This is a genomic window from Cryobacterium suzukii (assembly GCF_004403185.1).
GTDB lineage: Bacteria > Actinomycetota > Actinomycetes > Actinomycetales > Microbacteriaceae > Cryobacterium > Cryobacterium suzukii.
The window spans coordinates 144,033-169,556 of sequence record NZ_SOHJ01000011.1 but is presented as its reverse complement, the minus strand read 5'-3'; the positions used below and the strand labels follow the sequence as shown (position 1 = coordinate 169,556).

Annotated in this window: 25 protein-coding genes; 21 read left to right on the top strand and 4 right to left on the bottom strand. The window is 65.1% G+C overall.

Annotated features, from left to right (window positions below; genetic code table 11):
- Positions 1-21 precede the first annotated feature (21 nt).
- The gene (locus E3T39_RS10565) at positions 22-624 is read left to right on the top strand and encodes a nucleoside/nucleotide kinase family protein (RefSeq protein WP_134515087.1); all 603 of its coding nucleotides are present in this window, start codon (positions 22-24) and stop codon (positions 622-624) included.
- Between the two features lie 18 nt (positions 625-642).
- Here E3T39_RS10565 and E3T39_RS10560 read toward each other — a convergent pair whose 3' ends face one another.
- Positions 643-1,635, bottom strand: coding sequence for a ketopantoate reductase family protein (locus E3T39_RS10560; RefSeq protein ID WP_134515085.1), 993 nt, complete (start codon positions 1,633-1,635; stop codon positions 643-645).
- Between the two features lie 76 nt (positions 1,636-1,711).
- Between E3T39_RS10560 and truB the strand changes: the two genes are divergently transcribed.
- The 6 genes from truB (at position 1,712) to E3T39_RS10530 (ending at position 6,446) form a co-directional block, all read left to right on the top strand.
- Positions 1,712-2,641, top strand: coding sequence for a tRNA pseudouridine(55) synthase TruB (truB, locus tag E3T39_RS10555; protein WP_134515083.1), 930 nt, complete (start codon positions 1,712-1,714; stop codon positions 2,639-2,641).
- A complete protein-coding gene (locus tag E3T39_RS10550; RefSeq protein ID WP_134515081.1) occupies positions 2,638-3,006 on the top strand; it encodes a hypothetical protein in 369 nt (122 codons plus the stop codon). The genes truB and E3T39_RS10550 overlap by 4 nt, the downstream gene beginning before the upstream one ends.
- Before the next feature lie 60 nt (positions 3,007-3,066).
- Positions 3,067-3,522 carry a hypothetical protein gene (locus E3T39_RS10545; RefSeq protein WP_134515079.1) on the top strand — a complete coding sequence of 152 codons (456 nt, stop codon included), beginning with the start codon at positions 3,067-3,069 and terminating at the stop codon, positions 3,520-3,522.
- Positions 3,519-4,466, top strand: a complete 948-nt coding sequence (locus tag E3T39_RS10540) for a bifunctional riboflavin kinase/FAD synthetase (RefSeq protein WP_134515077.1) — start codon at positions 3,519-3,521, stop codon at positions 4,464-4,466. Before E3T39_RS10545 ends, E3T39_RS10540 begins: the two co-directional genes overlap by 4 nt.
- A gap of 96 nt (positions 4,467-4,562) precedes the next feature.
- Positions 4,563-5,216 carry a ScbR family autoregulator-binding transcription factor gene (locus E3T39_RS10535; RefSeq protein ID WP_134515076.1) on the top strand — a complete coding sequence of 218 codons (654 nt, stop codon included), beginning with the start codon at positions 4,563-4,565 and terminating at the stop codon, positions 5,214-5,216.
- A gap of 9 nt (positions 5,217-5,225) precedes the next feature.
- Positions 5,226-6,446: an MFS transporter gene (locus E3T39_RS10530; RefSeq protein ID WP_134515074.1), complete on the top strand. Its 1,221-nt coding sequence runs from the start codon at positions 5,226-5,228 to the stop codon at positions 6,444-6,446.
- Positions 6,447-6,452: 6 nt separating this feature from the next.
- Here the strand turns inward: E3T39_RS10530 and E3T39_RS10525 are convergent, their stop codons facing one another.
- Positions 6,453-7,397 carry an ROK family protein gene (locus E3T39_RS10525; RefSeq protein WP_134515072.1) on the bottom strand — a complete coding sequence of 315 codons (945 nt, stop codon included), beginning with the start codon at positions 7,395-7,397 and terminating at the stop codon, positions 6,453-6,455.
- A 137-nt stretch (positions 7,398-7,534) separates the two neighbouring features.
- Between E3T39_RS10525 and E3T39_RS10520 the strand changes: the two genes are divergently transcribed.
- The 10 genes from E3T39_RS10520 to E3T39_RS10475 all read left to right on the top strand — a co-directional run bounded on the left by E3T39_RS10520 (position 7,535) and on the right by E3T39_RS10475 (position 19,990).
- A complete protein-coding gene (locus E3T39_RS10520; protein ID WP_134515070.1) occupies positions 7,535-8,491 on the top strand; it encodes a sugar-binding transcriptional regulator in 957 nt (318 codons plus the stop codon).
- A complete protein-coding gene (deoC, locus tag E3T39_RS10515; protein WP_134515068.1) occupies positions 8,488-9,501 on the top strand; it encodes a deoxyribose-phosphate aldolase in 1,014 nt (337 codons plus the stop codon). The genes E3T39_RS10520 and deoC overlap by 4 nt, the downstream gene beginning before the upstream one ends.
- Positions 9,502-9,510: 9 nt before the next feature.
- Positions 9,511-11,061, top strand: a complete 1,551-nt coding sequence (locus tag E3T39_RS10510; protein ID WP_134515067.1) for an aldehyde dehydrogenase family protein — start codon at positions 9,511-9,513, stop codon at positions 11,059-11,061.
- Positions 11,058-11,921: an aldehyde dehydrogenase family protein gene (locus E3T39_RS10505; protein ID WP_134515065.1), complete on the top strand. Its 864-nt coding sequence runs from the start codon at positions 11,058-11,060 to the stop codon at positions 11,919-11,921. The genes E3T39_RS10510 and E3T39_RS10505 overlap by 4 nt, the downstream gene beginning before the upstream one ends.
- A 57-nt stretch (positions 11,922-11,978) precedes the next feature.
- Complete coding sequence (locus E3T39_RS10500; protein WP_134515063.1) at positions 11,979-13,499, top strand: SDR family oxidoreductase; 1,521 nt, start codon at positions 11,979-11,981, stop codon at positions 13,497-13,499.
- 86 nt (positions 13,500-13,585) lie between these two features.
- Entirely contained in the window at positions 13,586-14,146 is a 561-nt protein-coding gene (locus E3T39_RS10495; protein ID WP_241979654.1) for a GDSL-type esterase/lipase family protein, read from the top strand.
- 45 nt (positions 14,147-14,191) lie between these two features.
- Positions 14,192-16,114, top strand: coding sequence for a DUF2207 family protein (locus E3T39_RS10490; protein ID WP_134515061.1), 1,923 nt, complete (start codon positions 14,192-14,194; stop codon positions 16,112-16,114).
- Positions 16,114-16,449 (top strand): DUF6804 family protein, encoded by a 336-nt coding sequence (locus tag E3T39_RS10485; RefSeq protein WP_241979653.1) that lies wholly within the window; start codon positions 16,114-16,116, stop codon positions 16,447-16,449. Before E3T39_RS10490 ends, E3T39_RS10485 begins: the two co-directional genes overlap by 1 nt.
- A gap of 320 nt (positions 16,450-16,769) precedes the next feature.
- Entirely contained in the window at positions 16,770-18,956 is a 2,187-nt protein-coding gene (locus E3T39_RS10480) for a DEAD/DEAH box helicase (RefSeq protein ID WP_134515059.1), read from the top strand.
- Between the two features lie 5 nt (positions 18,957-18,961).
- Entirely contained in the window at positions 18,962-19,990 is a 1,029-nt protein-coding gene (locus E3T39_RS10475; protein WP_134515057.1) for a 6-phosphofructokinase, read from the top strand.
- Between the two features lie 24 nt (positions 19,991-20,014).
- On the opposite strand, the gene E3T39_RS10470 is transcribed toward E3T39_RS10475, so the two are convergent.
- Positions 20,015-20,269, bottom strand: coding sequence for a mycoredoxin (locus tag E3T39_RS10470; protein ID WP_134515055.1), 255 nt, complete (start codon positions 20,267-20,269; stop codon positions 20,015-20,017).
- Between the two features lie 73 nt (positions 20,270-20,342).
- Between E3T39_RS10470 and E3T39_RS10465 the strand changes: the two genes are divergently transcribed.
- The 3 genes from E3T39_RS10465 to E3T39_RS10455 are packed head-to-tail and all read left to right on the top strand — an operon-like array spanning position 20,343 to position 22,343.
- Positions 20,343-20,816 (top strand): 8-oxo-dGTP diphosphatase, encoded by a 474-nt coding sequence (locus tag E3T39_RS10465; protein ID WP_134515053.1) that lies wholly within the window; start codon positions 20,343-20,345, stop codon positions 20,814-20,816.
- On the top strand, positions 20,809-22,014 hold the full coding sequence (locus tag E3T39_RS10460) for an inorganic phosphate transporter (RefSeq protein ID WP_241979652.1): 1,206 nt from the start codon (positions 20,809-20,811) through the stop codon (positions 22,012-22,014). Before E3T39_RS10465 ends, E3T39_RS10460 begins: the two co-directional genes overlap by 8 nt.
- On the top strand, positions 22,011-22,343 hold the full coding sequence (locus E3T39_RS10455; protein WP_134515049.1) for a peptidase: 333 nt from the start codon (positions 22,011-22,013) through the stop codon (positions 22,341-22,343). The genes E3T39_RS10460 and E3T39_RS10455 overlap by 4 nt, the downstream gene beginning before the upstream one ends.
- Before the next feature lie 121 nt (positions 22,344-22,464).
- Here the strand turns inward: E3T39_RS10455 and E3T39_RS10450 are convergent, their stop codons facing one another.
- Positions 22,465-23,742 (bottom strand): uracil-xanthine permease family protein, encoded by a 1,278-nt coding sequence (locus E3T39_RS10450; protein WP_134515047.1) that lies wholly within the window; start codon positions 23,740-23,742, stop codon positions 22,465-22,467.
- An 81-nt stretch (positions 23,743-23,823) separates the two neighbouring features.
- On the opposite strand from E3T39_RS10450, the gene E3T39_RS10445 reads away from it, so the two are divergent.
- A complete protein-coding gene (locus E3T39_RS10445) occupies positions 23,824-25,407 on the top strand; it encodes a carboxylesterase/lipase family protein (protein ID WP_134515045.1) in 1,584 nt (527 codons plus the stop codon).
- Positions 25,408-25,524 lie beyond the last annotated feature (117 nt).

The following is a 25,524-nucleotide window of genomic DNA, read 5'->3' as shown; positions in this document are numbered from 1 at the left end:
GTTCTAACCTAGGCTCGATTCATGAAGCTGGTTTCCACACCGCGCATCGAATTTCTGCGCACCCTCGCCGCCGAGATCCTGCACAACTACGCCCGAGGCCGCACCATCATTGCCATCGACGGACCGGATGCCGGTGGTCGCGCCGCCTTCAGCGACGACCTGGCCGCGGTGTTCCGGGAAGGTGAACTGCACGTATTCCGGGCCAGCCTGCGCTATTTTCAGCACTCCCGAGCCGAACGGCACCGATTAGCGCCCGACACACCGGATCATCGCTACCGGGTTGGCTACGACTACTCGGCGCTTCGCCGGGTACTCGTCGAGCCCTTCCGCATGGGCGGCAGCACCGGCTTCGTCACCGAACAGTTCGATCCCGATCGGGATACCTGGATTGAACCCACCTGGCAGACCGCTCCCGCCGACGCCATCCTGATCATCGACGGCGACTACATCAACCGGCCCGAACTGCACGGACTCTGGCTGTACAGCGTGCTGCTGGAAGGCGCTCCGGTGAACGATTCTGATCTGCGGTACCTCGCCGAAGTGCATCCGCGGGACGTCGTGTCGGCTGTGGTCGACACGACCGACCCGGCGGCTCCGCGCCGCGTGTTGACGGATCGCTGCTGACCGGATGCTGCCGGGCGTTTACCGGAATCGGGCCAGGACCTCAGCCGGGGTCAGAAACCGACAGCTCTGCTCGGCCTCGTGCACGAGTTCGGTCAGCAGCGCGTTGACCGGCGCGGTCACGCCCGCTTCGGCTGCGGCGCGCACCACCGCTCCGTTGAGAAAATCAATCTCGGTCCGTTGACCGCGCGCGAGGCTTTGCAGGGTCGAACCCTGGTTCGGCACCGTTCCCATACGTGCACGCATCGATAGTGGCAATACCTGGCCGGCCCAGAGCGGCGCGACCGCAAACGCACGCAGCCGCCGGTGCGACAGGCCCTGCAACGTGCCAAACCGAACCCCGCTGGCGAGGCCGACCCGCACGGTTTCGCGCATGCTCCGGGTCATCAACCGGCGAAGGTCCGCCCGCCCGATCACCTCCTGCACGCTGAGCCCGGTGATGGCGGGCAAGGCGTTGAGCATATTGACGACGAGTTTGGTCCACTGGGCGCCGATGAAGTTATCGAGGACGCGCGTGGGGACTGCGGCGTCAAGAACCCCCTGCCATCGCCGGGTCGCCGCATCGACCGGGCCGTCGCGGCGGCCGAGATAGCTGGGCGCCGCCGTCGTCACGCGTACCCGGCCCGGCCCTTCATAGTGGGCGGCAATGATCGTGATTAGTCCGAAACATTCTGACTGCGGCAGCAGATGCTCGGCCGTAGTGACCCCGTCGAGCCCGTTCTGCACGACGATTACGGGGGTGCCGTCGAGCACAGCGGCATTCTCGGCAATCGCCGCCGAAGCATCCTGTGCCTTGGTGCAGATCAGCGCCAGGTCGCACGGTTCGACCAATCGTTCAACGGCCTGCGGCCGCGCGAACAAATCACCGTAGCCACCCGCCAAACGGATACCATCGGCCAGCACTGCCGGCAGCGCGGCCCCGCGCATGGTCACCACCAGATCGTGCCCCTGCTCAGCGAGCAGGCAGGCGAACGTGCTGCCCAGGGCGCCAGCGCCAATCACCGCGATTCTCACGGCTCACATACTACGGGCCGGGGCCGGCCGTGCGATTCGCACCGTGCCCCCAGCCTCACGCTGATAGCCTCAGCTAGTGACCAGCGGCCTTTTACTCATCGACAAGGCGCAGGGCTGGACCAGCCATGACGCTGTCGCCCGAACCCGGCGTCTGGCCGGCACCCGCAAGGTCGGCCACGCCGGCACTCTCGACCCCATGGCCACCGGGCTGCTCGTACTCGGTATCGACAGTTCGACCCGGCTGCTCACCTACGTCGTCGGGCTCGACAAGGAATACCTCGCGACCATCCGACTAGGCCAGTCCACCACAACGGATGATGCGGAGGGCGACGAACTCACCCGCGCGACCGCCGAGCAGGTCACCGCTCTCAGTGCCGCGGCCGTTGCAGCCGGCATCATGGACCTCACCGGCGAGATCAGCCAACAGCCGAGCGCGGTCAGCGCCATCAAGGTCGACGGCAAACGCGCCTACGCCCGAGTGCGCGCGGGCGAAGATGTGCAATTACCGTATCGCCCGGTGACCGTGAGCGAGTTCGAACTGCGCTCAAGCACGCACGGAGACGGTTTTCTCGACCTCGAGGTACGCGTCGAGTGCACCTCCGGCACCTACATTCGCGCCCTGGCACGCGACCTGGGCAGAGCGCTCGGCGTCGGCGGACACCTCACGGCGCTTCGCCGCACCCGCATCGGCCCGTTCCGCATCGAAAACGCCGCCACCCTCGAGCAAATCGACGTCGTCGCCCAGCTCATTTCGCCGGCGGATGCCGCCACCCGCCTGCTCCCACGCCTCGATCTGTCGAGAGAAGAGGCCATTGACCTCGGCCACGGCAAGCGCATCACCATCGACAGAGACCCCACCCGCACCGGACCGGTCGCCGCGATCGCTCCCGACGGTCGACTGGTCGGACTGGTCGAATATCGCGGCGACCAGGCCAAGTCGCTGCTGAACTTCGCGCCAGATGAACCCGACACAGTAGACGCCAGCGAATCGACACCCACCCCATGATCGAATGGTTCACCTGGCTGCAACTGGCCATCGCCGTGCCCGGCGGAGTGCTCTGCGTTATTCTGGGCCTCGCCGGGCGCAAACCCACCGACCTCACCATGGGCGCGACCGCACTCGTGGAGTTGCTGCTGATCGTGCAGCTCGCGGCCGCGATCGCGGCGCCGCTGGCCGGCAACGATGCCACCGGCAGCCTGCTCGAGTTCTACACCTACCTGGTCAGCGCCATTGCGCTACCGGTCGTGGCCGGATTCTGGGCGCTGGTGGAACGTAGCCGCTGGAGCACGGTCATTCTCGGGGTGAGCAGCCTTTCGGTCGCCGTCATGCTCTACCGCATGAACCAGATCTGGAACGTGCAGGGCAGCTGACGCGGTTCCGGGCTCGTTGCGGATGCTGCAATAATTACTGAACCAGATGAATGCCGAGCAATGACAAAATCCAAGACCGAAAAGCCCGCCCCCTCCCGCCGGGTGAGTGGCATTGGCCGACTCCTCATTGTTGTCTACGGGGTGCTGGCCCTCGCGGCCACCGGGCGTTCATTCGTTCAGATTGCGTCCGAGTTTGTGGACGCCCCGCTCGCATACTCACTGTCGGCCCTCGCCGCTGTCGTCTACATCGTCGCAACGGTTGCACTGATCAAGCGCAGCCCACGCTGGTATCGCATTGCCTGGATCACGATCAGCTTCGAACTGCTCGGCGTGCTCGTTGTCGGAACGTTGAGCCTGGTCGACCCTGCGCTGTTCCAACATAAAACGGTCTGGTCGGTCTTCGGCCAGGGCTACGGTTTCGTTCCCCTCGTGCTGCCGCTTCTTGGCATGTGGTGGCTCGCACGCCACCCGGTGTCGGTGGCCGCCGGCCCCGAGCTGCCAGAGGGCCGCGCATGAAAACCCTGTACGGCATCGACTCGGTACCGAGCGCCTGGCCCGCCTCGGCCGTCAGTATCGGAAAGTTCGACGGCGTGCACGCCGGGCACCGGGCAGTGATCGCCGAGCTCAAGGCCATCGCCGAGCGAGAACAACTCGCGGCCGTCGTTGTCACGTTTGACCGGCATCCGCTCGCCCTGCTCTCTCCGGCCAACTGCCCGAGCACGCTGGTCAGCGCCCAGCAGAAACTCAACCTGATCGCCGAGACCGGCGTCGATGCAACGTTGCTGCTCGAGTTCAACCACGCTCTCTCCAGCCTGCCGCCGCGTGAATTCATCGAACGCATTTTGGTCACCGCGCTACACGCCCGGTTTGTGCTGGTCGGTCGTGACTTTCGCTTCGGGGCGGGGGGCGCCGGCGATGTCGCCCTGCTCCGTGACCTCGGCGCCGAGTTCGGCTACGAGGTGAGCCTGATTGACGATGTGAAGCCAGACGGGCAACGCCGGGTGTCATCTACCTGGATCCGCGAGCTGCTCGGTAACGGCGCGGTGGCCGAGGCCGGCCGGTTGCTCGGCCACCTGCCAACCGTGCGCGGCGTCGTCGTGCACGGTGCCGCGCGTGGCCGCGAGCTGGGGTTTCCCACCGCCAACCTGTCGGCAGACTCCGACGGCCTGATCCCCGCCGACGGCGTCTATGCCGGCTGGTTGAGCGATGCCGGATCGCGCTACCCGGCAGCAATTTCGGTGGGCAATAATCCCACCTTCGACGGCGTGGCCCAGAAGCAGGTCGAAGCGTACGTGCTCGACGAGGTCGATCTAGATCTCTACGATCACGCCGTGGATGTAGCGTTCGTAGAACGGATCCGCGGCATGGTCGCTTACTCGGGGATCGATCCGCTGATCGAGCAGATCCGCGATGACGTTGCACGGGTTCGGGTAATTCTGGGCCGCGAAAGCTCGCGCTAGTCGCCACCGCACGGGCGGTAGCGGTTTCGGGGGGCATCCCATCGGGGGCAGGTTGCCCGGGTACGCTGGGCACACCAATATTTTCTCGGGGGTTCCATGTCACAACAAGCACGAGCGATAGAAACGCGGGCGGCGATTATTCGGGGCGCCGCGGAAGCCTTTGAGCAGCGCGGGTACGGGAGCACGTCGCTCGCGCAGGTGAGTGCTGCTGCCGGGGTGACCAAGGGAGCACTGTACTTTCACTTCGACTCCAAGGAAGCCCTCGCGGTAGCCATAATCGGAGTTCAGCACGAGAAATCGGTCAATGCCGGTCGTCAGCTGCTCGACGACAACATGCCGGGCCTGCGTGCCCTCGTTTCCATGTCCTACGAGCTGGCTCGCCAACTGCGCGATGATCAGGTCGTCAGCGCCGGTGTGCGCCTGACCATCGAGGCCGTGAACTTCTCGACGCCGGTTTCCGCGCCCTACCGGGACTGGATGGCCGCCTGCGAGGAATTTTTGCGTCGGGGGATCGCCGACGGAGATGTAGCGCCAACGGTCGATGTGCCGGCCGCTGCACGGTTTTTCACCGCCGGTTTCACGGGGGTTCAGGTGGTCTCTGACGTGCTGACCGGGCGCGGTGACATCGACCAGCGACTGACCGAAATGTGGGCGTTGATACTGCCCGGCCTCGTTGCCGCCGGGCGCTGGGACGACCTGAAAGATCTGGCCGCCGACGTGCAGCGGGAACGTGCCGCGGCTCGGCCGTAGACTATCTAAGTGAATACCGCCGTGTCCCGCCGATTGTGGTCGGGACGCGGCCTCGCCCTCCTGGGCATAATCCTGGTCGCGGCAAACCTGCGCACCGCCGTCGCCGCCCTCTCGCCGATCGTGACCGAAATCAGCGTCGACGTTCCCCTCGGCTCGGCGTCGCTCGGGGTGCTCGGTATGCTCCCACCGGTGTGCTTCGCCGTGTTCGGCATCTTCACCCCCATGATCACCCGCCGTCACGGCCTCGAAGCACCGCTCGTGCTGGCCCTCGTGGCGATCCTGCTCGGTCACGTCACCCGTGGCCTGTCCGGCTCGATCACCATGCTCATCATCGGCAGCGTCATCGCTTTCGCCGGACTCGGCATTGGCAACGTGCTGCTGCCTCCGCTGGTCAAGAAGTACTTTCCAGACCGGGTCGGGCTCGTGACGAGCCTCTACGTCACCGTGGTGTCCCTGAGTACCCTGGTACCGCCACTGATTGCGGTTCCAGTAGCGGATGCCGCCGGTTGGCGCATCTCGCTCGGCATGTGGATGCTTCTCGCCCTGCTCGCCCTGGTGCCCTGGATCACCATGCTGGTGCGCCACCGCGCCCGAACGCCCAGCCCGATCGTCGACGAGGCCGACGCCACCATCCTCGGGCGCCTCTGGAAAACGCCAATTGCCTGGGCTATCGCGGGCGTGTTCGCGACCTCGTCGCTTAACGCCTATGCCATGTTCGCCTGGCTGCCGCAGCTGCTCGTTGACACCGCCGGCGTTAGTCCCGCCCAGGCAGGAACGCTTCTGGCGGTCTATGCCGGCATGGGCATTCCGTGCGCACTGATCATTCCGGCCCTCACCGCTCGCATGACCAACGTCGGGCCCCTCGTCTACGTCGGTGTGTTCGCGTTTATAGCCGGTGACCTCGGGCTGTTGTTCGCACCGGAAACTCTGACCTGGCTCTGGGTCAGCCTCGCTGGGCTCGGGCCGTTGTTCTTTCCGCTCGCACTCGTGCTCATCAACCTGCGCACTCGTACTCACGACGGTGCAGTGGCCCTCAGCAGCTTCGTGCAGAGCATCGGCTACACCCTGGGAGCGCTCGGGCCGCTGGTCTTTGGCCTGCTGCATGAACTCAGCGGCGGGTGGACCTGGCCGCTCATTTTTCTACTGGCCACCGCGCTGGTCATCGTCATCGCCGGCGCGGTGATCGGGCGTCCGCACATGTTGGAGGACACCTTGGCGCCCGCTCGCTGACTGTCATCATGGCACGAGGTCGGCACGGTGGATGAGCGCCGCGGCGCCGATCAGCGGGCCGTCGCCCGACAGCGCTGACGGTACCACTCGCACCCGGGTCGCATAGTCGAACTGCACCCGCCGGGCGATCGTTTCCCGTGCGAAATCGAGCAGGTCGGGCGTGACATTGGCGAAGCCGCCACCGATAGTGACTACGTCGAGATCGAGCAGCGTCGCTGCGGAGGCAATGGCCTGACCGAGCGCTCGGCCGCTGCGCGTTACGGCGGCGATCGCAATCGGATCTGCGGTCGAGTAGGCTGCCGCGAGATCTTCTCCCGACTCGCCCTTGAACCCCTGCGTCCGTGCCCAGGCGACGGTTTTCGGCCCTGACGCGATTGCTTCGATGCAGCCGACGCCGCCGCAGGCGCACGGATCGTCAAAGCCGCCGACCTCGATGTGGCCGATATGGCCAGCATTTCCGGTTGGCCCCGACACGGTGACGCCACCGAGAATCAGGCCGCCGCCGATGCCGGTCGAAACGATCATGCCCATCAGGTTGTCGACACCCTTTCCTGCTCCCACCCAGTGTTCGGCCAGTGTGATGCAGAGCCCGTCCATGCGCAGGCGCACCGGCAAATCGGGAACGAGGGCGGCGACGAGGTCTTTGAGGGGATACCCGCGCCAGACCGGAAGGTTTAGCGGTGACACCGCCCCCTGCTGCAGGTGAATCGGCCCGGCACAGCCGATACCAACCCCAACCAGGGCCGCACCGGTGGGCAGGCTCAAGCGGGTCTGAGTTACCGCACTCGTGAGCGCGACGGCGAGTTGTTCGCTCGAAGCGCGCGACCCGGTCGCAGCGCGATGCCGGCTGGAAGCGAGCACCAGGCCGCGGTCGTCGACGAGGGCGGATTCGACCTTGGTACCCCCGACATCGACGGCGAGAACGAACCGGGGCGCTGCACTGCTGCTCATGTATTGATCGTACTGGGGGCGATCGCAGCCGCAGCCAGGGCCGGATTGTGCTCAGATGAGCAACAACACCCACGAGTGTTGATTCGCTCGGCGGACCGCCCTAAGCTGGCTTCAACCGATTGGACCGCGACCCCGACATGAGCGATACCGACGAACTCCTCTCTATCCGCGCTGCCGAGCTCTACTACGAAGAGAACCAGACCCAGGACGAGATCGGTGTGATTTTGCGCCTGACCCGCTGGAAGGTCGGCCGGTTGCTGGCAAGCGCGAAGGCAAACGGGTTCATCCGCATCGAGATCGTGCACCCGCGCGCCCGCCGGCTGCCGATCGAACGGCGCCTGCGCGAATCGACCGGCCTCACCGATGCGATCGTCGTTTCCTCCGCTGGGGTGTCGAGCGAAGCCGAACTGCAGTCGCGCACCGCGCAGGCCGCCGCGGACTTTCTGGCCGGCCTCCGCCCGATCCCGCGCACGCTGGGTATCAGCTGGGGTCGTACCCTGCACGACGTGTCCGTGCACCTGAAGCAGGGCTGGGCGCCGGGGGTCAACGTGGTTCAGATCAACGGTGGCGTCAGCCTGAACCAACGCACCGGCACCGCGGCATCCACTGCCGTGACCATCGCCCACAAGGGCGACGGCGCGGCCACCCTGTTGCCGAGCCCCGCCATCTTTGAACGCCTCGAAACCAAGCAGGCGATGGAAGCTGACCGCACCGTCGCCGGGGTACTCGCCCTGGGCCGCAACGCGCAGGCCTACCTCTTCAGCGCCGGCCAGGCGGATGCGAATTCCGCCCTCGTCGACAGCGGCTACCTGACAGTGGAACAGATCGACGACCTGGTCTCGCGCGGTGCCGTCGGCGACGTAGTCGGCCGCTATATCGATGCGAACGGCCGCATCGTCGACGCCGAACTCAATGAACGAACGGTCGGTATTCAGATCGACCAGTTGCGCCGCGCCCCGCTCACAATCGCGGTCATCTCCGGAAACAATAAGCATGCCATCGCCCGCGCCGTCGTGCGCAACGGGCTGTGCACCGTGCTGGTGACCGACGAAGACACCGCGAACGCTCTGCTCCAGGAAAAGGACACCCCATGACCCAAAGCCCTCTGGCCACCTACCAGCCTGCCCAGCGTGCCCTCGCGTTGATCGGCGGGGAGGCCACCGACGCCAACCTGCGCCGGTACCTGCACGGCATCCCCGGAATCGACGCCGTCGGCCTCGAAGCCCGCGCCGCCGACCTCGGCACCCGTTCGATCAAGACCAGCTCCAAACGCTGGGCGATCGACACCATCATCGGCCTGATCGACCTCACCACGCTCGAGGGTGCCGACACCCCAGGCAAGGTGCGCTCCCTCGTGGCCAAGGCCCTCCTGCCAGACCCTGGCGACCCCGGCACACCCCGCGTCGCAGCGGTCTGCGTCTACGGCGACATGGTCGGTTCGGCCGTCACGGCGCTCGGCTCAGCCCACGCCGCCGGTGGTACATCGGGGGTCAACGTCGCGGCGGTCGCGACCGCCTTTCCGAGCGGCCGTGCCTCACTCGCCATCAAGCTCGCCGACGTGCACGACGCGGTTGCGGCCGGTGCAGACGAGATCGACATGGTCATTGACCGTGGAGCATTCCTCGCCGGCCGGTTCGGCCAGGTCTACGACGAGATCGTGGCTGTAAAAGACGCTTGCCGCCGCGCCGACGGGTCGATGGCTCACCTCAAGGTCATCCTCGAAACCGGCGAGCTCAACACCTACGACAACGTGCGCCGGGCCAGCTGGCTCGCCATCCTCGCCGGGGGTGACTTCATCAAGACGTCGACCGGCAAGGTGGCCCCGGCCGCGACGCTGCCGGTGACGCTGTCGATGCTCGAGGTCGTGCGGGACTGGCACCGTCTGACCGGCGTGCGTATCGGCGTGAAGCCAGCCGGCGGTATCCGCACCTCAAAGGACGCCATCAAATATCTCGTGACAGTAGCCGAAACCGTGGGGGAAGAGTGGCTCACGCCGCACCTGTTCCGGTTCGGCGCCTCCAGCCTGCTGAACGACGTGCTGCTGCAGCGCCAAAAGATGACGACCGGGCACTACTCCGGCCCCGACTACGTGACGATTGATTAGGGAACGACCATGAAATTCCTCGACTACGCCCCCGCCCCAGAGTCGCGGGCACTGCTGGGCCTCAAAAGCGACTACGGCCTGTTCATCAACGGTGATTTCACGCCCGGCCGTGGTACTCCGTTTCAGACCATCAACCCCGCCACCGAGCAGCAGATCGCGATGATCGCCACCGCCAACGAAGCGGATGTCGACGCCGCCGTTTCCGCCGCCCGCCACGCCTACGACGGGGTCTGGTCCCGCCTGTCTGGCAGTGACCGCGGCAAGTACCTGTTTCGCATCGCCCGACTGGTGCAGGAACGCGCCCGCGAATTGGCCGTCGCGGAAACCCTCGACAACGGCAAGCCGATCAAGGAAACCCGCGACGTCGACATTCCCCTCGTCGCCGCCTGGTTCTTCTACTATGCCGGCTGGGCCGACAAGCTCGACCACGCCGGAGTCGGACCCAACCCGGCGTCCCTCGGCGTCGCCGCTCAGGTCATCCCGTGGAATTTCCCGCTCATGATGCTCGCCTGGAAGATCGCCCCGGCGCTTGCCGCTGGCAACACCGTCGTGCTCAAGCCCGCCGAAACCACCTCGCTCACCGCGCTCCTGTTCGCCGAAATCCTGCAGCAGGCCGACCTGCCCGCCGGTGTCGTGAATATCATCACCGGTGACGGAAGCACGGGAGCGACCCTCGTTAACCACCCGGGCGTCAACAAGGTCGCGTTCACCGGTTCGACCTCGGTCGGTCGGGCTATCGCCCGTTCGGTCGCCGGAACCGACAAAAAGCTCAGCCTCGAACTCGGCGGCAAAGGCGCCAACATTGTTTTCGACGACGCCCCGATCGACCAGGCCGTCGAGGGCATCGTGCGCGGAATCTTCTTCAACCAGGGCCACGTCTGCTGCGCCGGCAGCCGCCTGCTGGTGCAGGAAAGCATCCACGACGACGTCATCGACCGGCTCAAACGTCGCATGCAGACGCTGCGCCTGGGCGACCCGCTCGATAAGAACACCGACATCGGTGCCGTCAACAGCGCCGAACAGCTCGCGCGCATTCGGGAGCTGTCCGATCTGGGCGAGCAGGAGGGAGCAGAGCGCTGGAGCGCCGACTGTGTCATCCCCGAGAACGGTTTCTGGTTCGCGCCGACCATCTTCACCAACGTGTCAACGAGCCACCGTATCGCCCGCGAGGAGATCTTCGGCCCGGTGCTCTCGGTGCTCACCTTCCGCACCCCGGCTGAGGCCGTCGCAAAGGCGAACAACACGCCGTACGGTCTCTCCGCCGGAATCTGGAGCGATAAGGGCAGCCGCATCCTCGCTGTCGCCGACAAGCTGCGTGCCGGCGTGATCTGGGCGAACACCTTCAATCAGTTCGACCCGTCGAGTCCGTTCGGCGGCTACAAGGAAAGCGGCTACGGACGCGAAGGTGGCCGTCACGGCCTCGCCGCGTACCTCAAGCCCGCTGTGCGCACCGGATCCCGGTCGATCACAGCCGCCGCTGATCACCCGACGACACCCGTTAGCAAGAAGTCCACGTCCGCCGGCAAGAAGTCCGCATCAGCAGAGAAGGCCGCCAAGTGAATCGCCTCGCCATCCCCAAGACCTACAAGCTGTACATCGGCGGCAAATTTCCGCGCAGCGAATCCGGCCGCGTCTACGAGGTGCTCTCGCACAAAGGTGACTTTCTCGCCAACGCAGCCAAGGGCAGCCGCAAGGATGCCCGTGACGCGGTCGTCGCTGCCCGAAGCGCGCTCGGTGGCTGGGCCGGCGCCACGGCTTACAATCGCGGCCAGGTGCTGTACCGCATCGCTGAACTGCTCGAGGGCCGCCGGGCGCAGTTCATCGACGAAATCATGAGCTGTGAGGGCGTCAACGCCGCCGGCGCGAGCGCCCAGGTCGACGAAGCCATCGATCGCTGGGTCTGGTACGCCGGCTGGGCCGACAAATACGTGCAGGTCGCCGGCAACGCCAACCCGGTATCCGGCCCGTTTTTCAACCTTTCCGTGCCCGAACCGACGGGTGTCGTCGCGATCATCGCACCGCAAGGCGCCGAATCGCTGCTCGGCCTGGTCAGCGCGATCGCGCCAGCCCTCGTCGCCGGCAACACCGTCGTCGTCGTTGCCAACGAGAACGCTCCGCTCTCAGCGATCAGCCTCGGCGAGGTGCTCGCCACGAGCGACGTGCCCGGCGGCGTCGTCAACATCGTCACCGGTTCGCCGGCCGAGATCGCGCCGTGGCTGGCCACCCACGCCGACGTCAACGCCCTCGATCTCGTCGGTGCCGGCGACCTCGACTGGGTGGAGCTGCAGATCAGCGCCGCCGACACGCTCAAGCGGGTGCTCCCGCCAGAGGTCGGCGCGGATGCTGCGGCACCGGCCCTGTCCCGCATTCTCGCCTTCACCGAACTGAAGACGGTGTGGCACACCAAGGCCATCCTCTAATTCGGTTCGGGGCATCCGCTCAGTGCCGGGCTACGGAAACGGGATAAACTCCGCCGCATGACCTTACGCAGAGCACTTGTCACGGGCGCTACCGGCTACATCGGCGGTCGTCTCGTTCCCAAACTTCTGGAGGCCGGTTTCACTGTGCGGGTGCTCGTGCGCACCCCGTCCAAGCTGCGGGATGTGCCTTGGGCCGATCAGGTTGAGGTTGTGCAGGGTGATCTGGGTGACCTTGCGTCAGTGCAGGGCGCCTGTGCCGACATCGACGTGCTGTATTATCTCGTGCACTCCATGGGGGCAGCCGGAGACTTTGAGAAAACCGAGCATGTTGCCGCCGAGAACGTCGCCCAGGCCGCTTCCGCAGCCCACGTCGCGCGCATCGTCTACCTCGGCGGGCTGCACCCCGATACCGACACGCTCTCGACCCACCTGCGTTCCCGCATGGAGGTCGGCCGCATCCTGCTGGACAGCGGCGTGCCGACCATCGCGTTCCAAGCCGGTGTGGTGATCGGCTCTGGTTCCACCTCGTTCGAGATGATCCGCCACCTCACCGACGTTTTGCCCTACATGCCCGCCCCAAAATGGGTGCGCAACAAGATCCAGCCGATCGCCGTGCGCGACGTGCTGTACTACCTGCAGGCCGCAGCCGATCTACCCGACGAGGTGAACCGCACCTTTGACATCGGCGGCCCCGACGTGCTGCGCTACGGCCAGATGATGAACGGGTACGCCCTCGAAGCCGGCCTCAAACAGCGCGCCATCGCCGCCCTGCCCGTGCTCACCCCCTGGCTGGCCTCGCAGTGGGTGAACCTGGTCACGCCGATTCCGCGCAATCTTGCCATCCCCATCATCGCGTCCCTGCAGTACGACTGCGTCGTGCACGAGAACGACATCGACCAGTTCATTCCGCAGCCGGCGGGCGGGCTCACCGGCTACCGACGGGCGGTGCGCCTGGCGCTCGGCCGTATGCGCAACGGTGACGTCGAGACCAGCTGGCGCAACTCCTCGATCGAGGGCGCGTCGAGCAACCCGCTGCCGAGTGACCCGGACTGGGCCGGCCACGCCGTCTATACCGACCTGCGTGAGAAGACCACCCCGGCCGACCCCGCCGCACTGTGGCGGGTGATCGAGAGCATCGGCGGCGAGAATGGATGGTATTCCTTTCCGTTGGCCTGGGCCGTGCGCGGCCTGATGGACAAGGCGGTCGGCGGTGTAGGACTGCGCCGTGGCCGCCGCAACCGCGACCACCTGCACACGGGTGAAGTACTCGACTTTTGGCGAGTCGAGCAGATTGACCACGGCAGCTTCCTGAGGTTGCGCGCCGAGATGCGGGTTCCCGGGCGGGCCTGGCTTGAAATGAGCGTCACCCCGACGGATGACGGTGGCTCGCTCTACCGGCAGCGCGCGGTGTTCTTTCCCCGCGGCCTCGGCGGTCGGCTGTATTGGGCAGCGATCCTGCCGTTCCACGGCATCATCTTCGAGGGCATGGCCACCCGCATCACGGCGACGGCCGCGGCGGAACGCGAAGCCGAGGCGGAGCATCCGCTCGGGACGGTGTCGCGCTCTGACGACGCCTGACCCGGCGGTAGTACGTGCATATAGTCTGAGAATTCTGGTCACTCGACCCGGTTCGGGGCATGATGGGTTATGAGTAGGAGGTCACTATGTCAGTTTCTCTCGCCTTTCTGGGTGACGGCCTCGTTTCGGGCGGTCAGTGGGACGAATGGTTTCCCGAGCACGACGTGCACAATCTGGCCGCGAGCGGCAACTCCACCGACGAGGTGATTTTGCAACTTCCCCAGGTGATTGAATTGCGGCCCGATGCCATCGTGATCGGGGTAGGAACCAATGATCTCGGCTGGCGCAGGTCCGATGAATACGTTGTACGCAACCTGGAGACCATTCTGCACACGCTGCGGCGCGCGCTGCCGGAAACCCGCATTATGGTGCAATCCGTTCTGCCGCGTGACCGGGTTTTTGCCGCAACAATCCGCTCCATCAATCGTCATATCTGGCAGTACGCTCCCACCCAGCACGTGCAGTACCTCGACCTCTGGCCAGCCCTCGCCCTGCCTGACGGCGAACTCGACCCCGCTCTGGGCATCGACCGCCTGCACCTAAACCCAGCCGGTTACGCTGCCTGGCTGGCCGAGTTGAAGCCGGGGCTGGAGACGTTGTTTGAACGCCCGCCGTCGACGACGTCGATTCCCATCCAACACGCCTGACCGAGGCGGCGCTGGCCCGCGCCGTACGCTCGGTAGAGTGGACTCATGCTCCAATCGGTTCGCTCCGCGCTTGTCTTGGCTCTCGGGGCACTGATCGTCGGGGGAGCCGTGCTCGTGCTGGCTGCGCCCACGCAAGCCGCGATCGTCCCGGCGAGCACCGGCACCGTTCGCGCAGTAGGCGCCGATGCTAGCGACTTCAACTTTGACTCCTTCGACGCGGAATACGACCTCGGGCGTGACGCTGACGGACGGTCCACGCTCAAGACCGTCGAGACAATCGTGGCGAGGTTTCCGAGTTTCGACCAAAATCACGGAATTCAGCGTGCCATTCCCACGCACTACGAGGGACGCCCCACCGATATCGTGATCGACAGCGTCACCGACGAGAACGGCACGCCGCGCACATTCGACACCGAAGTCACCAGCGAAGACCGTGACCAGGAGTTTCTCGTCGTGACGAGTGCTGCCGACGAGTACGTGCACGGCGTGCAGACCTATGTGATCGGCTATTCCCAATCGAACGTTACCCTGTACCCCGACGACACCGCCCAGGAGGAGTTCTACTGGGATGTCAACGGAACCGGCTGGGACCAGGCTTTTGGACGGGTTAGCGCCACCGTGAGTTTCGATCCAGCCCTCGTCGATAGCCTGACCGGGCGGACCTCGTGCGCACAGGGTACGGAGGGAGCGGCGGCGGCGTGTGACAGCATCCGTTCCACCGGTTCGTCGGCTGAGACGACCGTTTCGGCACTCGCCATGGATCTCGGGCCCGGGGGCAACCTGACCATCGATGTTGAGTTTGAACCGGGCACTTTCGTGCCGCGAGACGATTCATTCACCGCCAACGCGTTCCCCAGTGTCGGCCTGGTCGGTGCTATCGCGGCATTGCTGACGGCCCTGCTGGGGGGACTGCTGCGCGCCACTCTGTTGCGCGATGCGCGCGGTCGATCCACCATTATCGCCGAGTATCTACCGCCCCGAGGAGTGAACCTGCTCACATCTGGAGATATCGTCGGTGCTGCCAGCAGGGCAATGGCGGCCCAATTTATTAGTTTCGCGGTGCGGGGAAATGTGCGCATTCTTGAGGCGGGCGACAAGAAGAGTCATTTTTTGCTCGAATTCGTACACGCCGACGGTGTCGATGAGACCGAGAGTCGCATTCTCGGTAAGCTCTTTCCCACACTGCAGCCCGGCGACCAGCGTGACCTGAAGAGGAAGAGCCTGTCGCTGAGCACTGCCTTAGCGAAGGAACGTTCCGCGAGCCGCGTTGAATCCCTGCGTTTGGGGCTGCGTGAACAGAAAAGCGTCGCTCTGCGCTGTGGTCTCATCGGACTTGCCGTGGTCAGCTCCGGTGTAGCGGTCGTAGCGGGCCTTGGCGCCGTCATAACCGTGGTGGGCGGGTTCTGGCCGCTGCCGATCATTGCGGTAGGCATCGCGGCCGCAGTTGCCACGATCGGGTTCGTCGCTAATTTTAGAACGCTCACCGAGAGCGGTGCGGAACTGCGTGATTATCTGAAGGGCGTCAAGTTGTATATAGGTCTCGCCGAAGCCGACCGGCTGCGGGTATTGCAAAGTCCGGAGGGATCCCTGCGCTCCATATATCGGCCGGAGTCCGGCCTACCTGACCCGAGCATCAGCTCCGGGTCTGCGGGCGCCCGCTCCAAGCAGGTCGTGCAGCTCTACGAGCGCGTGCTGCCCCTGGCCGTAGTGTTTGGGCAGGAAAAAGAATGGTCAGGCGTGCTCAGCCAGTACTACGCCGAAGCTAACACCCAGCCCGACTGGTATTTCGGATCCGGAATGTTTCAGGCGGCCTATTTCGCGGGTGCCATCAGCTCCTTTTCGACTGCCGCGACGGCGTCATGGTCGGGGAGCGCCACCAGCTCCTCGAGTTCAGGCGGAAGCGGCGGCGGAGGCGGAGGCGGTTTCTCGGGCGGCGGAGGCGGCGGCGGCGGCGGGGGTGGCGTCTGATGGGCACTCCAGCCGCACCGACATTCACCCGCTCGGCTCTCGCGCCGGGCCTGCTGGGAGCCATCGTTCTGCTCGCCGGACTCGCGCTTCTTGACGGTGAGAGTTTCATCATCATCCGTTACGCGGTCAGTATCCTCGCCCTTATTATCTGTGTCTTCGTGATTCAGGCGCGTTCCTGGTACTGGCTGGTCGGTCTCGTTCCGATGGCCGTCCTGTGGAACCCGGTCGTAATTATTGACCTCAGCGGTCAGGGCTGGGTTTCGGCACAATTCATCGGAGCGATCATCTTCATCGTGGTCGGTTTGCGCACCAAAGTGCCGGTTCGCAAGGACTGAACGTCGGGCGTAGACTACTACCGCGTTGAGAGAACTCGGGTCAGGTCTCTACTGTGCGCTCGTATGCGGTGGAAGTTCTTCGTAAAATCAATGTATTGACATCGTTGATTTGACGGCACCAGCGCTGCGACAGCATCCGCTTGACCTTGGGTCTGGCGTCAGATCGCGACCCGTGCCGCGTTTCGCGAATCGTGTATTTCCGCGCACCACATAACGATTCGCGCAAACGCAGCGTTCCGGTAACACCGAAATGACCGTGACCGGAACGCGTGGACAGGTACAGCCGGTACCCGTACCGTGCTGCTTCGAAGTGGAGAACAATGGCTTATACCCGCACCGATGCCTCGGGCAGCCGGAACAACCTCGGTCGTAACGGAGTCACCCGCAATCGGGCTCATCCGCGGTCCCGCGACGACGACGCCCCGATCATTCCGATTCTCGCGCGCAAGGTGCGCGAGGTCGAAGCCAAGGCGCAGTCCGGCACCAAGCTCGGGCCAACCAATCGCACGAAATACCAGGTCATCGCCCTGTTAATGCGTGAAGAACGAGCCAGGGTCAAAGGTGACAAGGAACTCTCCGATGCGAACCGAGCAGAGTTGCTCAAACGCCTCGACGGGATCGCGCAAATTCTGGCCAAGACTGCCGCCAGAGACACCAGCCTGATCACGCTGCTCGAACCCGACGCCGGCGTCTCCACCGTCGCCCAGCGCTTTCGGCGCGATTGGCTGCTCGAATCCGGTGCCGAGCTCAGCCCCGACGAACTCATTATCACCCGCGAGCCCGAGGCGGCACCGGTCGTGCTGCAAAACCAGGTCATCCCCCAGTCGGTGAAATCCAGGCAGCTCGCCAACCCGTTCCTCGCCCCCGACTTCAGCGCCGCAGCTCAGCCGGTCGTGCACCCGCGTCGGCTCGCCAATTGGGAACTGCTCGGCCCGTTGTTCAAGTCATTCGAGTACGGTTCAGGCGGCCAGGCGGCCAGCATGGACATGCCGGAGGAACCTCGCCGAGACCGGCTCTCGCCGGGTGGCATGGAACTCATGCGGCACCAGTCCCGATTCATCGAAAGCGCACGGCTCGGGCACCGCAGCTACCTGCTCGCCGACGAGCCGGGCCTCGGAAAGACCGCGCAGAGCCTGCTGGCGGCATCCGTGGCCAACGCCTACCCGCTGCTGGCCATCGTGCCCAACGTGGTGAAGATGAACTGGGCGCGCGAAGTTGAACTGTGGACGCCGAACCGGAGGGCAACGGTCATTCACGGCGACGGCGACAGCCTCGACGCTTTCGCCGATGTGGTTGTCGTGAACTATGACGTTCTCGACCGGCACCTGGCCTGGCTCGGCACGCTTGGGTTCAAGGGCATGGTCGTCGACGAGGCGCATTTCATCAAAAATCTGTCGTCCCAGCGGTCCAAGCACGTGCTCTCGCTCGCCGACCAGATTCGTCGCCGAACCCCGGGCGGTAACCCGCTGCTGATGGCGCTGACCGGAACCCCCCTCATCAACGACGTTGATGATTTTCGCGCCATCTGGCAGTTCCTCGGCTGGATCGACGGCGACAAACCGGCCCCCGCGCTGCTGAAACGCTTGGAGGAGACCGGCCTGACCCCGGCCGACATGGGCTTCTATAAGGAAGCCCGGGCCGCCGTCATCGACATGGGCATCGTGCGTCGCCGCAAGGTGGACGTAGCCGCCGATCTGCCAGCCAAGCGCATCGCCGACCTTCCAGTAGAACTCGACGACGACCTCGGCCGGTCGATCCGCCAGGCCGAACGCGAGCTGGGTGCCCGACTGGTCACCCGGTACCACGCGCTCGTGGCGGCCAGGCATGTCGGCTCGGGCGGCCCGGCCGTTCCCGACGAAGACCAGCGGGATGCTTACGTTCGCGCGGTCGCCCACGCGGAACTCGAAGATTCCAAGGGTCAGACCACCGGTGAAAACGTGTTCACGATGGTGCGCAAGATTGGCCAGGCCAAGGCGGGGCTTGCGGCGGATTACGCCGCGCAACTGGCGCGCTCGGTGGGCAAGGTGGTGTTCTTCGCCAAGCACATCGACGTCATGGACACGGCGGAGGAGATCTTCGCCAAGCGCGACCTGAAAACGGTCTCGTTGCGCGGGGATCAAAGTGCAGTGGCCCGCCAGGCTGCGATCGACTCCTTCAACAACGATCCCGATGTCGCCATCGCGGTGTGCTCGCTGACCGCGGCCGGAGTCGGCGTCAACCTGCAGGCCGCGTCGAACGTCGTGCTGGCCGAACTGAGCTGGACCGCGGCGGAGCAGACCCAGGCTATCGACCGGGTGCATCGCATCGGTCAGGATGAGCCGGTCACCGCCTGGCGCATCATCGCAGCGCACACCATCGACGCACGCATTGCCGATCTGATCGGCAGCAAAGAGGGTCTTGCCGCTCGCGCCCTCGATGGTTCCCAAGCGGAGTACTCGGCCACCGATTCGGTGCAGGCGAGTGCCCTTATCTGCCTGCTCACCCAAGCCCTTGACGGAAAGCTGTAGACCGCATGAAGATCGGTATTCTCACCAGCGGCGGCGACTGCCCCGGACTCAACGCGGTTATTCGTGGCGCCGTGCTCAAGGGCGTGCGCACGCACGACTTTGAGTTCGTCGGAATTCGCAATGGTTGGCGCGGACTCGTGCAGAACGAATTCATGCCCCTCGATCGCCACAGCGTGCGCGGGCTGTCCCGTCAGGGTGGAACCATCCTGGGCAGCTCCCGCACCAACCCGTTTGAGGGCGAGAACGGCGGCCCGGAGAATATCCAGCGCACGCTCGACGCCAGCGGTATCGACGCCGTGATCGCCATCGGCGGTGAAGGCACGCTGACCGCCGCGCACCGCCTCACCGAGGCTGGCCTCAACATTGTCGGGGTGCCCAAAACCATCGACAACGACCTCGAGGCCACCGATTATTCCTTCGGTTTCAACACCGCGGTTGAAATTGCCACCGAGGCGATCGACCGTCTGCGCACCACCGCCGAGTCCCACGGCCGCTGCATGGTTGTCGAAGTCATGGGACGCCACGTCGGCTGGATCGCGCTACACTCCGGGATGGCCGGCGGTGCCCACGCCATTCTCATTCCCGAGCAGCCCAAGTCGATCGAGCAAATCTGTGAGTGGGTGGAGCATGTGCGCGACCGCGGCCGAGCCCCGGTCATCGTCGTTTCGGAGGGCTTTTTGCTCGCCGGCATGGAGGAGGCGCACTCCACTAAGGGGCTCGACGCTTTTCACCGGCCCCGCCTCGGTGGAATCAGCGAGGTCATCGCCCCGCTCATCGAGGAACGTACCGGCATCGAAAGCCGGGCGACGGTGCTGGGCCACACCCAGCGCGGCGGGGCCCCGTCGGCCTACGACCGAGTGCTCGCCACGCGGCTCGGAATGGCAGCGGTCGACGCGATCCGCAACGAGCGCTGGGGTTCAATGGTGTCCCTGCGCGGCACCGAGATCGATGTCGTGAGCATCGCCTCGGCCACCATCGGCCTCAAGCGGGTCTCACCGGCCCGTTACGACGAGGCCTCCGTACTGTTCGGCTAGGCCGGGTCAAGCGGGTCGATCAGGTCAGGCTAGTTTGGCTTGCACCTGGGCCAGCGAAGGGTTGGTCGCGGCCGATCCATCGGGGTACAGAATGGTCGGCACGGTCTGGTTGCCGTTGTTGAGGCTCATTACGAGCTCCGGCGTACCGTCAACTCGCTCAATGTTCACCTCGGTGTAGCCGATGCCGGCGATGTCGAGCTGCTTCTTCAACCGTTTGCAGTAACCGCACCAGTCGGTCGTGAACATGGTGATGGTTCCGGTAGCGGGTACAAAGTCCATAACCGGAGCCTAACTGAGCTGCCCGTGAATTCACTCCGCACGGCCGCACGTGAACGAGCATTAAGATAAAGCAATGACTTTGCCCCAGGTATGCGTGTGCTATCTCACTCGACTATCTCCCGAAGGCGATCGGCAGGTCCTGCTGGGGCGTAAGAAGAAAGGCCTCGGAGTGGGCAACATAGTGGGCCTCGGCGGCAAGCTCGAAATCGGTGAGAGCGCAGTGGATGCGGCCGTGCGCGAAATCGAGGAGGAATCCGGACTCGTGGTGTCAGCATCCGCTCTGACCGAACTTGGGTTTCTCACCTACCTGTTCCCGCACCGCGAACAGTGGAGCCAGGAGTCGACCGTGTTCGTCTGCGACGAGTGGTCGGGAACTCCGCGGGAATCCAACGAGTTGAACCCGGTCTGGTTTGACATCGCGAGTCTGCCAGTGGATGACATGTGGGACGATGCCCGGCATTGGCTGCCGGGAGTGCTGGCCGGCGTACCGGTGCGCGCCACGTTCACCTTCGGTGCTGATCTGGAAAGCGTCGTATCTCGTGCCTGAATTCAGCCTCATCATCGTGCTGGTCATCGCACTGGCACTCATTTTTGACTTCACCAATGGTTTTCACGACACGGCCAACGCCATGGCCACCCCGATCGCAACCGGCGCAATGAAGCCGAAGGTCGCCGTCGGTGTCGCCGCCATTCTCAACCTGGTCGGGGCTTTTCTTTCCACGGAGGTCGCGCGCACCGTGTCGGGCGGCATTATCAAGGAGGGGGACGGCGGGGTGCTGATCACCCCTGAACTCATCTTCGCCGGCCTGATCGGCGCGATCGTGTGGAACCTGGTCACCTGGTTGATGGGTCTGCCATCGAGCTCGAGCCACGCATTGTTCGGTGGATTGATTGGTGCCACGGTCATCGGCGTCGGCACCCAGGCTGTTGACTACAACGTCGTGGCCGCAAAGGTCATTCTGCCCGCGCTGATCGCACCGCTAATCGCCGGCGGAGTGGCGCTGGTCGCCACTCGGCTGGCCTACCGGATAACGCGGCGTGATTTGGGCAAGCCCGACGGCCGCGGCGGCTTCCGCTACGCACAAATATTCTCCTCCTCGCTCGTCGCCCTGGCCCACGGCACCAACGATGCCCAGAAAACGATGGGAGTGATCACCCTCACCCTTATCGCCGGCGGGTTTCAGGCCGTCGGTAGCGGGCCAACTTTCTGGGTCATCGCCGCCTGCGCCCTCGCCATCGCCATCGGCACCTACACGGGGGGCTGGCGCATCATCCGCACCATGGGCACCGGTCTGACCGAGATCAAGCCGGCCCAGGGTTTCGCTGCCGAAACCAGCACCGCCGCGACGATCCTCGCCTCCAGCCATCTCGGATTCGCTCTCTCCACCACCCAGGTTGCCTCGGGCTCGGTGATCGGCTCCGGACTCGGCCGCAGGGGCTCGACCATCCGTTGGGGAATGGCTGGACGCATTGCCCTCGGCTGGGTCATGACACTGCCGGCCTCGGCCATCATGGGCGCGTTCGCCGCGGGACTCGCGTTGCTCGGACCGATCGGCATCGTGCTCGACATGGTAATCGGAACCATCGTGATCATGGCTCTGTTTCGCTGGTCGAGGCGCAACCGAGTTACGCACCACACGCTGCTCAATGACATTGACGATGCCGGACGGGTGGTCAGAATTAAGAAGACGCCGCGTCGGCCCGCGCGTCCTGGCCGTGGCGACCGCAGGAAGGTGTCGCTGTGATCGACTGGAGCGCATTCCTCATCGTCACGGCCGCGTCGTTGTTCTCGGCGGCCGTGCTTGTGAGCCTGTACTCGCTTGGACTGCGCCTGCTCACCACGGCCGGCCGCATTCCGATGGTGGAGCCGCACGAATTCACCGGCGCGATCACCGTGCTGAGCCCGAAGAAGGCCGCGAAGCAGCTTAAACGAGCCCGCAAGGCCGCCGCGGCCAACCCCCTCACACCAGGGCTGAAGTCCTTGGCTCTGTTCGCGGGCTACGCCTGCTTCGTACTGTGCGCCATCGCCGTGCTCTACGGTGTCTACCTGATCGTGCCCGCCCTGCACCGGTAGTCCCCGCTCGGCGTCCCGGTTTCTGCTTGCGCGCGCCTGGTTTGGGTGCGCGCTACGGTAACCGGCGTAGCGCGCATCCAAATCGGGCGCGGTCATCCGTTTGTCAGGCGGGTCAGGCGGGTCAGGCCGTCCGACGCACTCGGCCGAGCCAGGTCATCAGATGGTAGATAACGATGGCCGCTACCGTTCCGAGCGCGATGCCGTTGAAGCTGAGCGTTCCGGCGTTGAGCGTGAAGTCGGCGATACCGATAATGAGCGCGGTCGCGGCGGTGAACTGGTTCACCGGCTTGGAGAAGTCGACCTTATTGTCCAACCAGATCTTGACGCCGATGACGCCGATCAGTCCGTAGAGCGCTGTGGTGACACCGCCCAGTACGCCATCGGGGATCGTGAAGATGATCGCACCGACCTTGGGGGAGAGTCCGAGCAGAATAGCGACGATTCCGGCGACCCAGTATGCCGCCGTGGAGTAGATGCGAGTTGCCGCCATGACGCCGATGTTCTCGCCGTAGGTGGTGGTTCCGCTGCCGCCGCCAAAACCGGCGAGCATGGTGGCCAGACCGTCGGCGAGCAGGGCTCGCCCGGTGAGTCGGTTCACCTTCGCATCCGTCATCTGGGCCACACCTTTAATATGGCCGACGTTCTCGGCAATGAGCACGAGTACGACGGGGAGAAAGGCTGGCAGCACCCCGAGCACGGCCGCCGGGTTCTCGAAGGGGTTGGCCGGCGCGGTGAACGGGGGCAGGCCGATCCAGGCAGCGTCTGCAACGCGGCTGAAGTCCACCTCTCCGAAGAACACCCCAGCGACGTAGCCGACGAGCACGCCGATAAAGATCGAGAGCCGGCCGAGGATGCCCCGAAACAGCACGGTGCAGAGAATCACCGCGACGAGCGTGATGAGCGCGGTCAGGGGTGCCTTGTCGAAATTGGCCTTGGCGACCGGGGCCAGGTTGAAGCCGATCAGGGCGACTATCGCGCCCGACACGATCGGCGGCATCAGCCGGTCGATCCAGCCGGTGCCGGTGAGCTGCACGATGACGCCGACGAGGGCGAGCAGCGCCCCGACGGCCATGATGCCGAACAGGGCGCTGCCCATGCCGGCCGAAGCCGTTGCCGCGGTGATCGGCGCGATGAACGCAAACGACGACCCGAGGTAACTGGGCAGTTTGTTGCCGGTGATCAGCAGAAACAGCAGGGTGCCTACGCCGGAGAATAGCAGGGTCGTGCTCGGCGGAAAGTCGGTGAGCAGGGGCACCAGAAAGGTCGCGCCGAACATGGCAACGACGTGCTGCGAGCCGATGCCTATGGTCAACGGCCAGCTCAGCCGTTCGCCAGGGCCGACGACCGCCTGCGCCTCGACGGTTTTTCCGTCACCGTGCAGGGTCCAGGGCAGTGCCATTTACGTTCTCGTTTCGTCTGGTGCGGTATCTGTATCGAGCGTAGTCGCAGCCGGTCAGCACCGCGGAATAGACTCGAGCCCATGAGCCAGCTCGTTGATCCGACCACCGTGCAGGGTCTCGAAGTGCGGGTGTCCGGCGGTTTGCTCCGCGGAGTTCGAGAACGCGGCGTAGTGGCCTGGCGCGGCATCCCCTATGCGGCCGCTCCGGTGGGCGATCTGCGCTTTCGTGCCCCGCAGCCGGCCCCGCCCTGGCACGGCGTACGTGACGCGAGCGTGTGGGGACTGATTGCCCCGCAGAGCCACAAGGGTCAGTTTCGCGGCGCCCACCCCCGCATCCCGCAGGGGGAGGATTGCCTCAATCTCAACGTGATCGCAACCGACGAACGGATTGCCCCCGGTGCGCAGTTACACGGTGCCGGTCAACAGCGCGGGGCCCTCCGCCCGGTGATGGTGTTCATCCACGGCGGCGCCTACAGCGTCGGCTCCAGCCGTGAGGTGCCGCGGCAGGGGGAGGGGCTAGTGCGGCGTGGCGGCATCGTCTACGTCAGCCTGAACTATCGGCTGGGGGCCCTCGGGTACCTGGACTTTTCTCGATTTGGTTCGCCGGAGCGTCCGTTTGAGAGCAACCTGGGCCTGCGGGACCAGGTCGCTGCCCTGCAGTGGGTTCGGGACAACATTCAGGCCTTCGGCGGTGATCCGGATGCGGTCACCCTGTTCGGTGAGTCGGCCGGCGGCAACGCAGTCACCACACTGATGACCGTGCCGAGCGCGGCCGGCCTGTTCCACCGGGCGATCGCGCAGAGTGCGCCGCCAAACGCGGTCTACCCGAGTGAGCTCACCGCCCGCTGGGCTGGCGAGTTCGTGGACAGCCTGATCGAAGCCCCTCGACCCCATAGCACCGCCGACGCGACCCGCCTGTTGCTCGCCGCCGACCCGGCACTCCTCGTGGCCGCCACGACCGCACTGACCGTGCGCACGCCCGATCAGGACCCGGGCACCATTCCGCTCTGCCCGGTCATCGACGGTGATTTTCTGCCGGAGCGGCCACTCGACGCCTTTCGGGACGGCCGGGCCGCTCGCATTCCGCTGATCATTGGCACCAACGCGCGGGAGGGCTCGTTGTTCAGCGGGCGTATCGATATTCTCGCCACGACGCCCGCGCGCATCCGTACGATCTTTAAAAAGACCAAGAAGAAGGCGAAGAAGGCACTTAAAGCGCAGTATCCGGGCATTCCGGCGCTGCGGGCTGCTCTGGATTTCGGCGGTGATTACTCGTTCTGGTATCCGAGCGTAAAGGTCGGCGAACGACACTCCAGGTACGCACCGGTGTATTTCTACCGTTTCGATGCCGCTCCACGGCTCCTGCGGCTGATGGGCCTCGATGCAACGCACGGCCTCGAACTCTTTCCGTTGTTCGACCGCCTCGACGGCTGGTTCGGCCGCGGTATGACGGCCCTCGGCGGGCGCCGCACCTTTCAGGGCATCGCGACACGTATGCAGGGCTGGTGGCTCGGCTTCGTGCACGGCGGGGCGCCATCGGCCGAGTGGCCGCTCTACGACGAAAGCACGCGCGCGACGCTCATCATCGATCGGGATGACCGGGTCGAGATGGACCCGCACCGGGAACGGCGCCTGGCTTGGGGACGGTTCGTGCCACACGTTTAAGTCATGCGCCTGGCCTGGTCGTAGACTGGAACCTTGCGTTAAGAGCCACGGCACCGGGAGTACACCATTTCGAGCACTGAAACACCCACTAATGCGGCTTCGCCGCAGCCGGCGCCG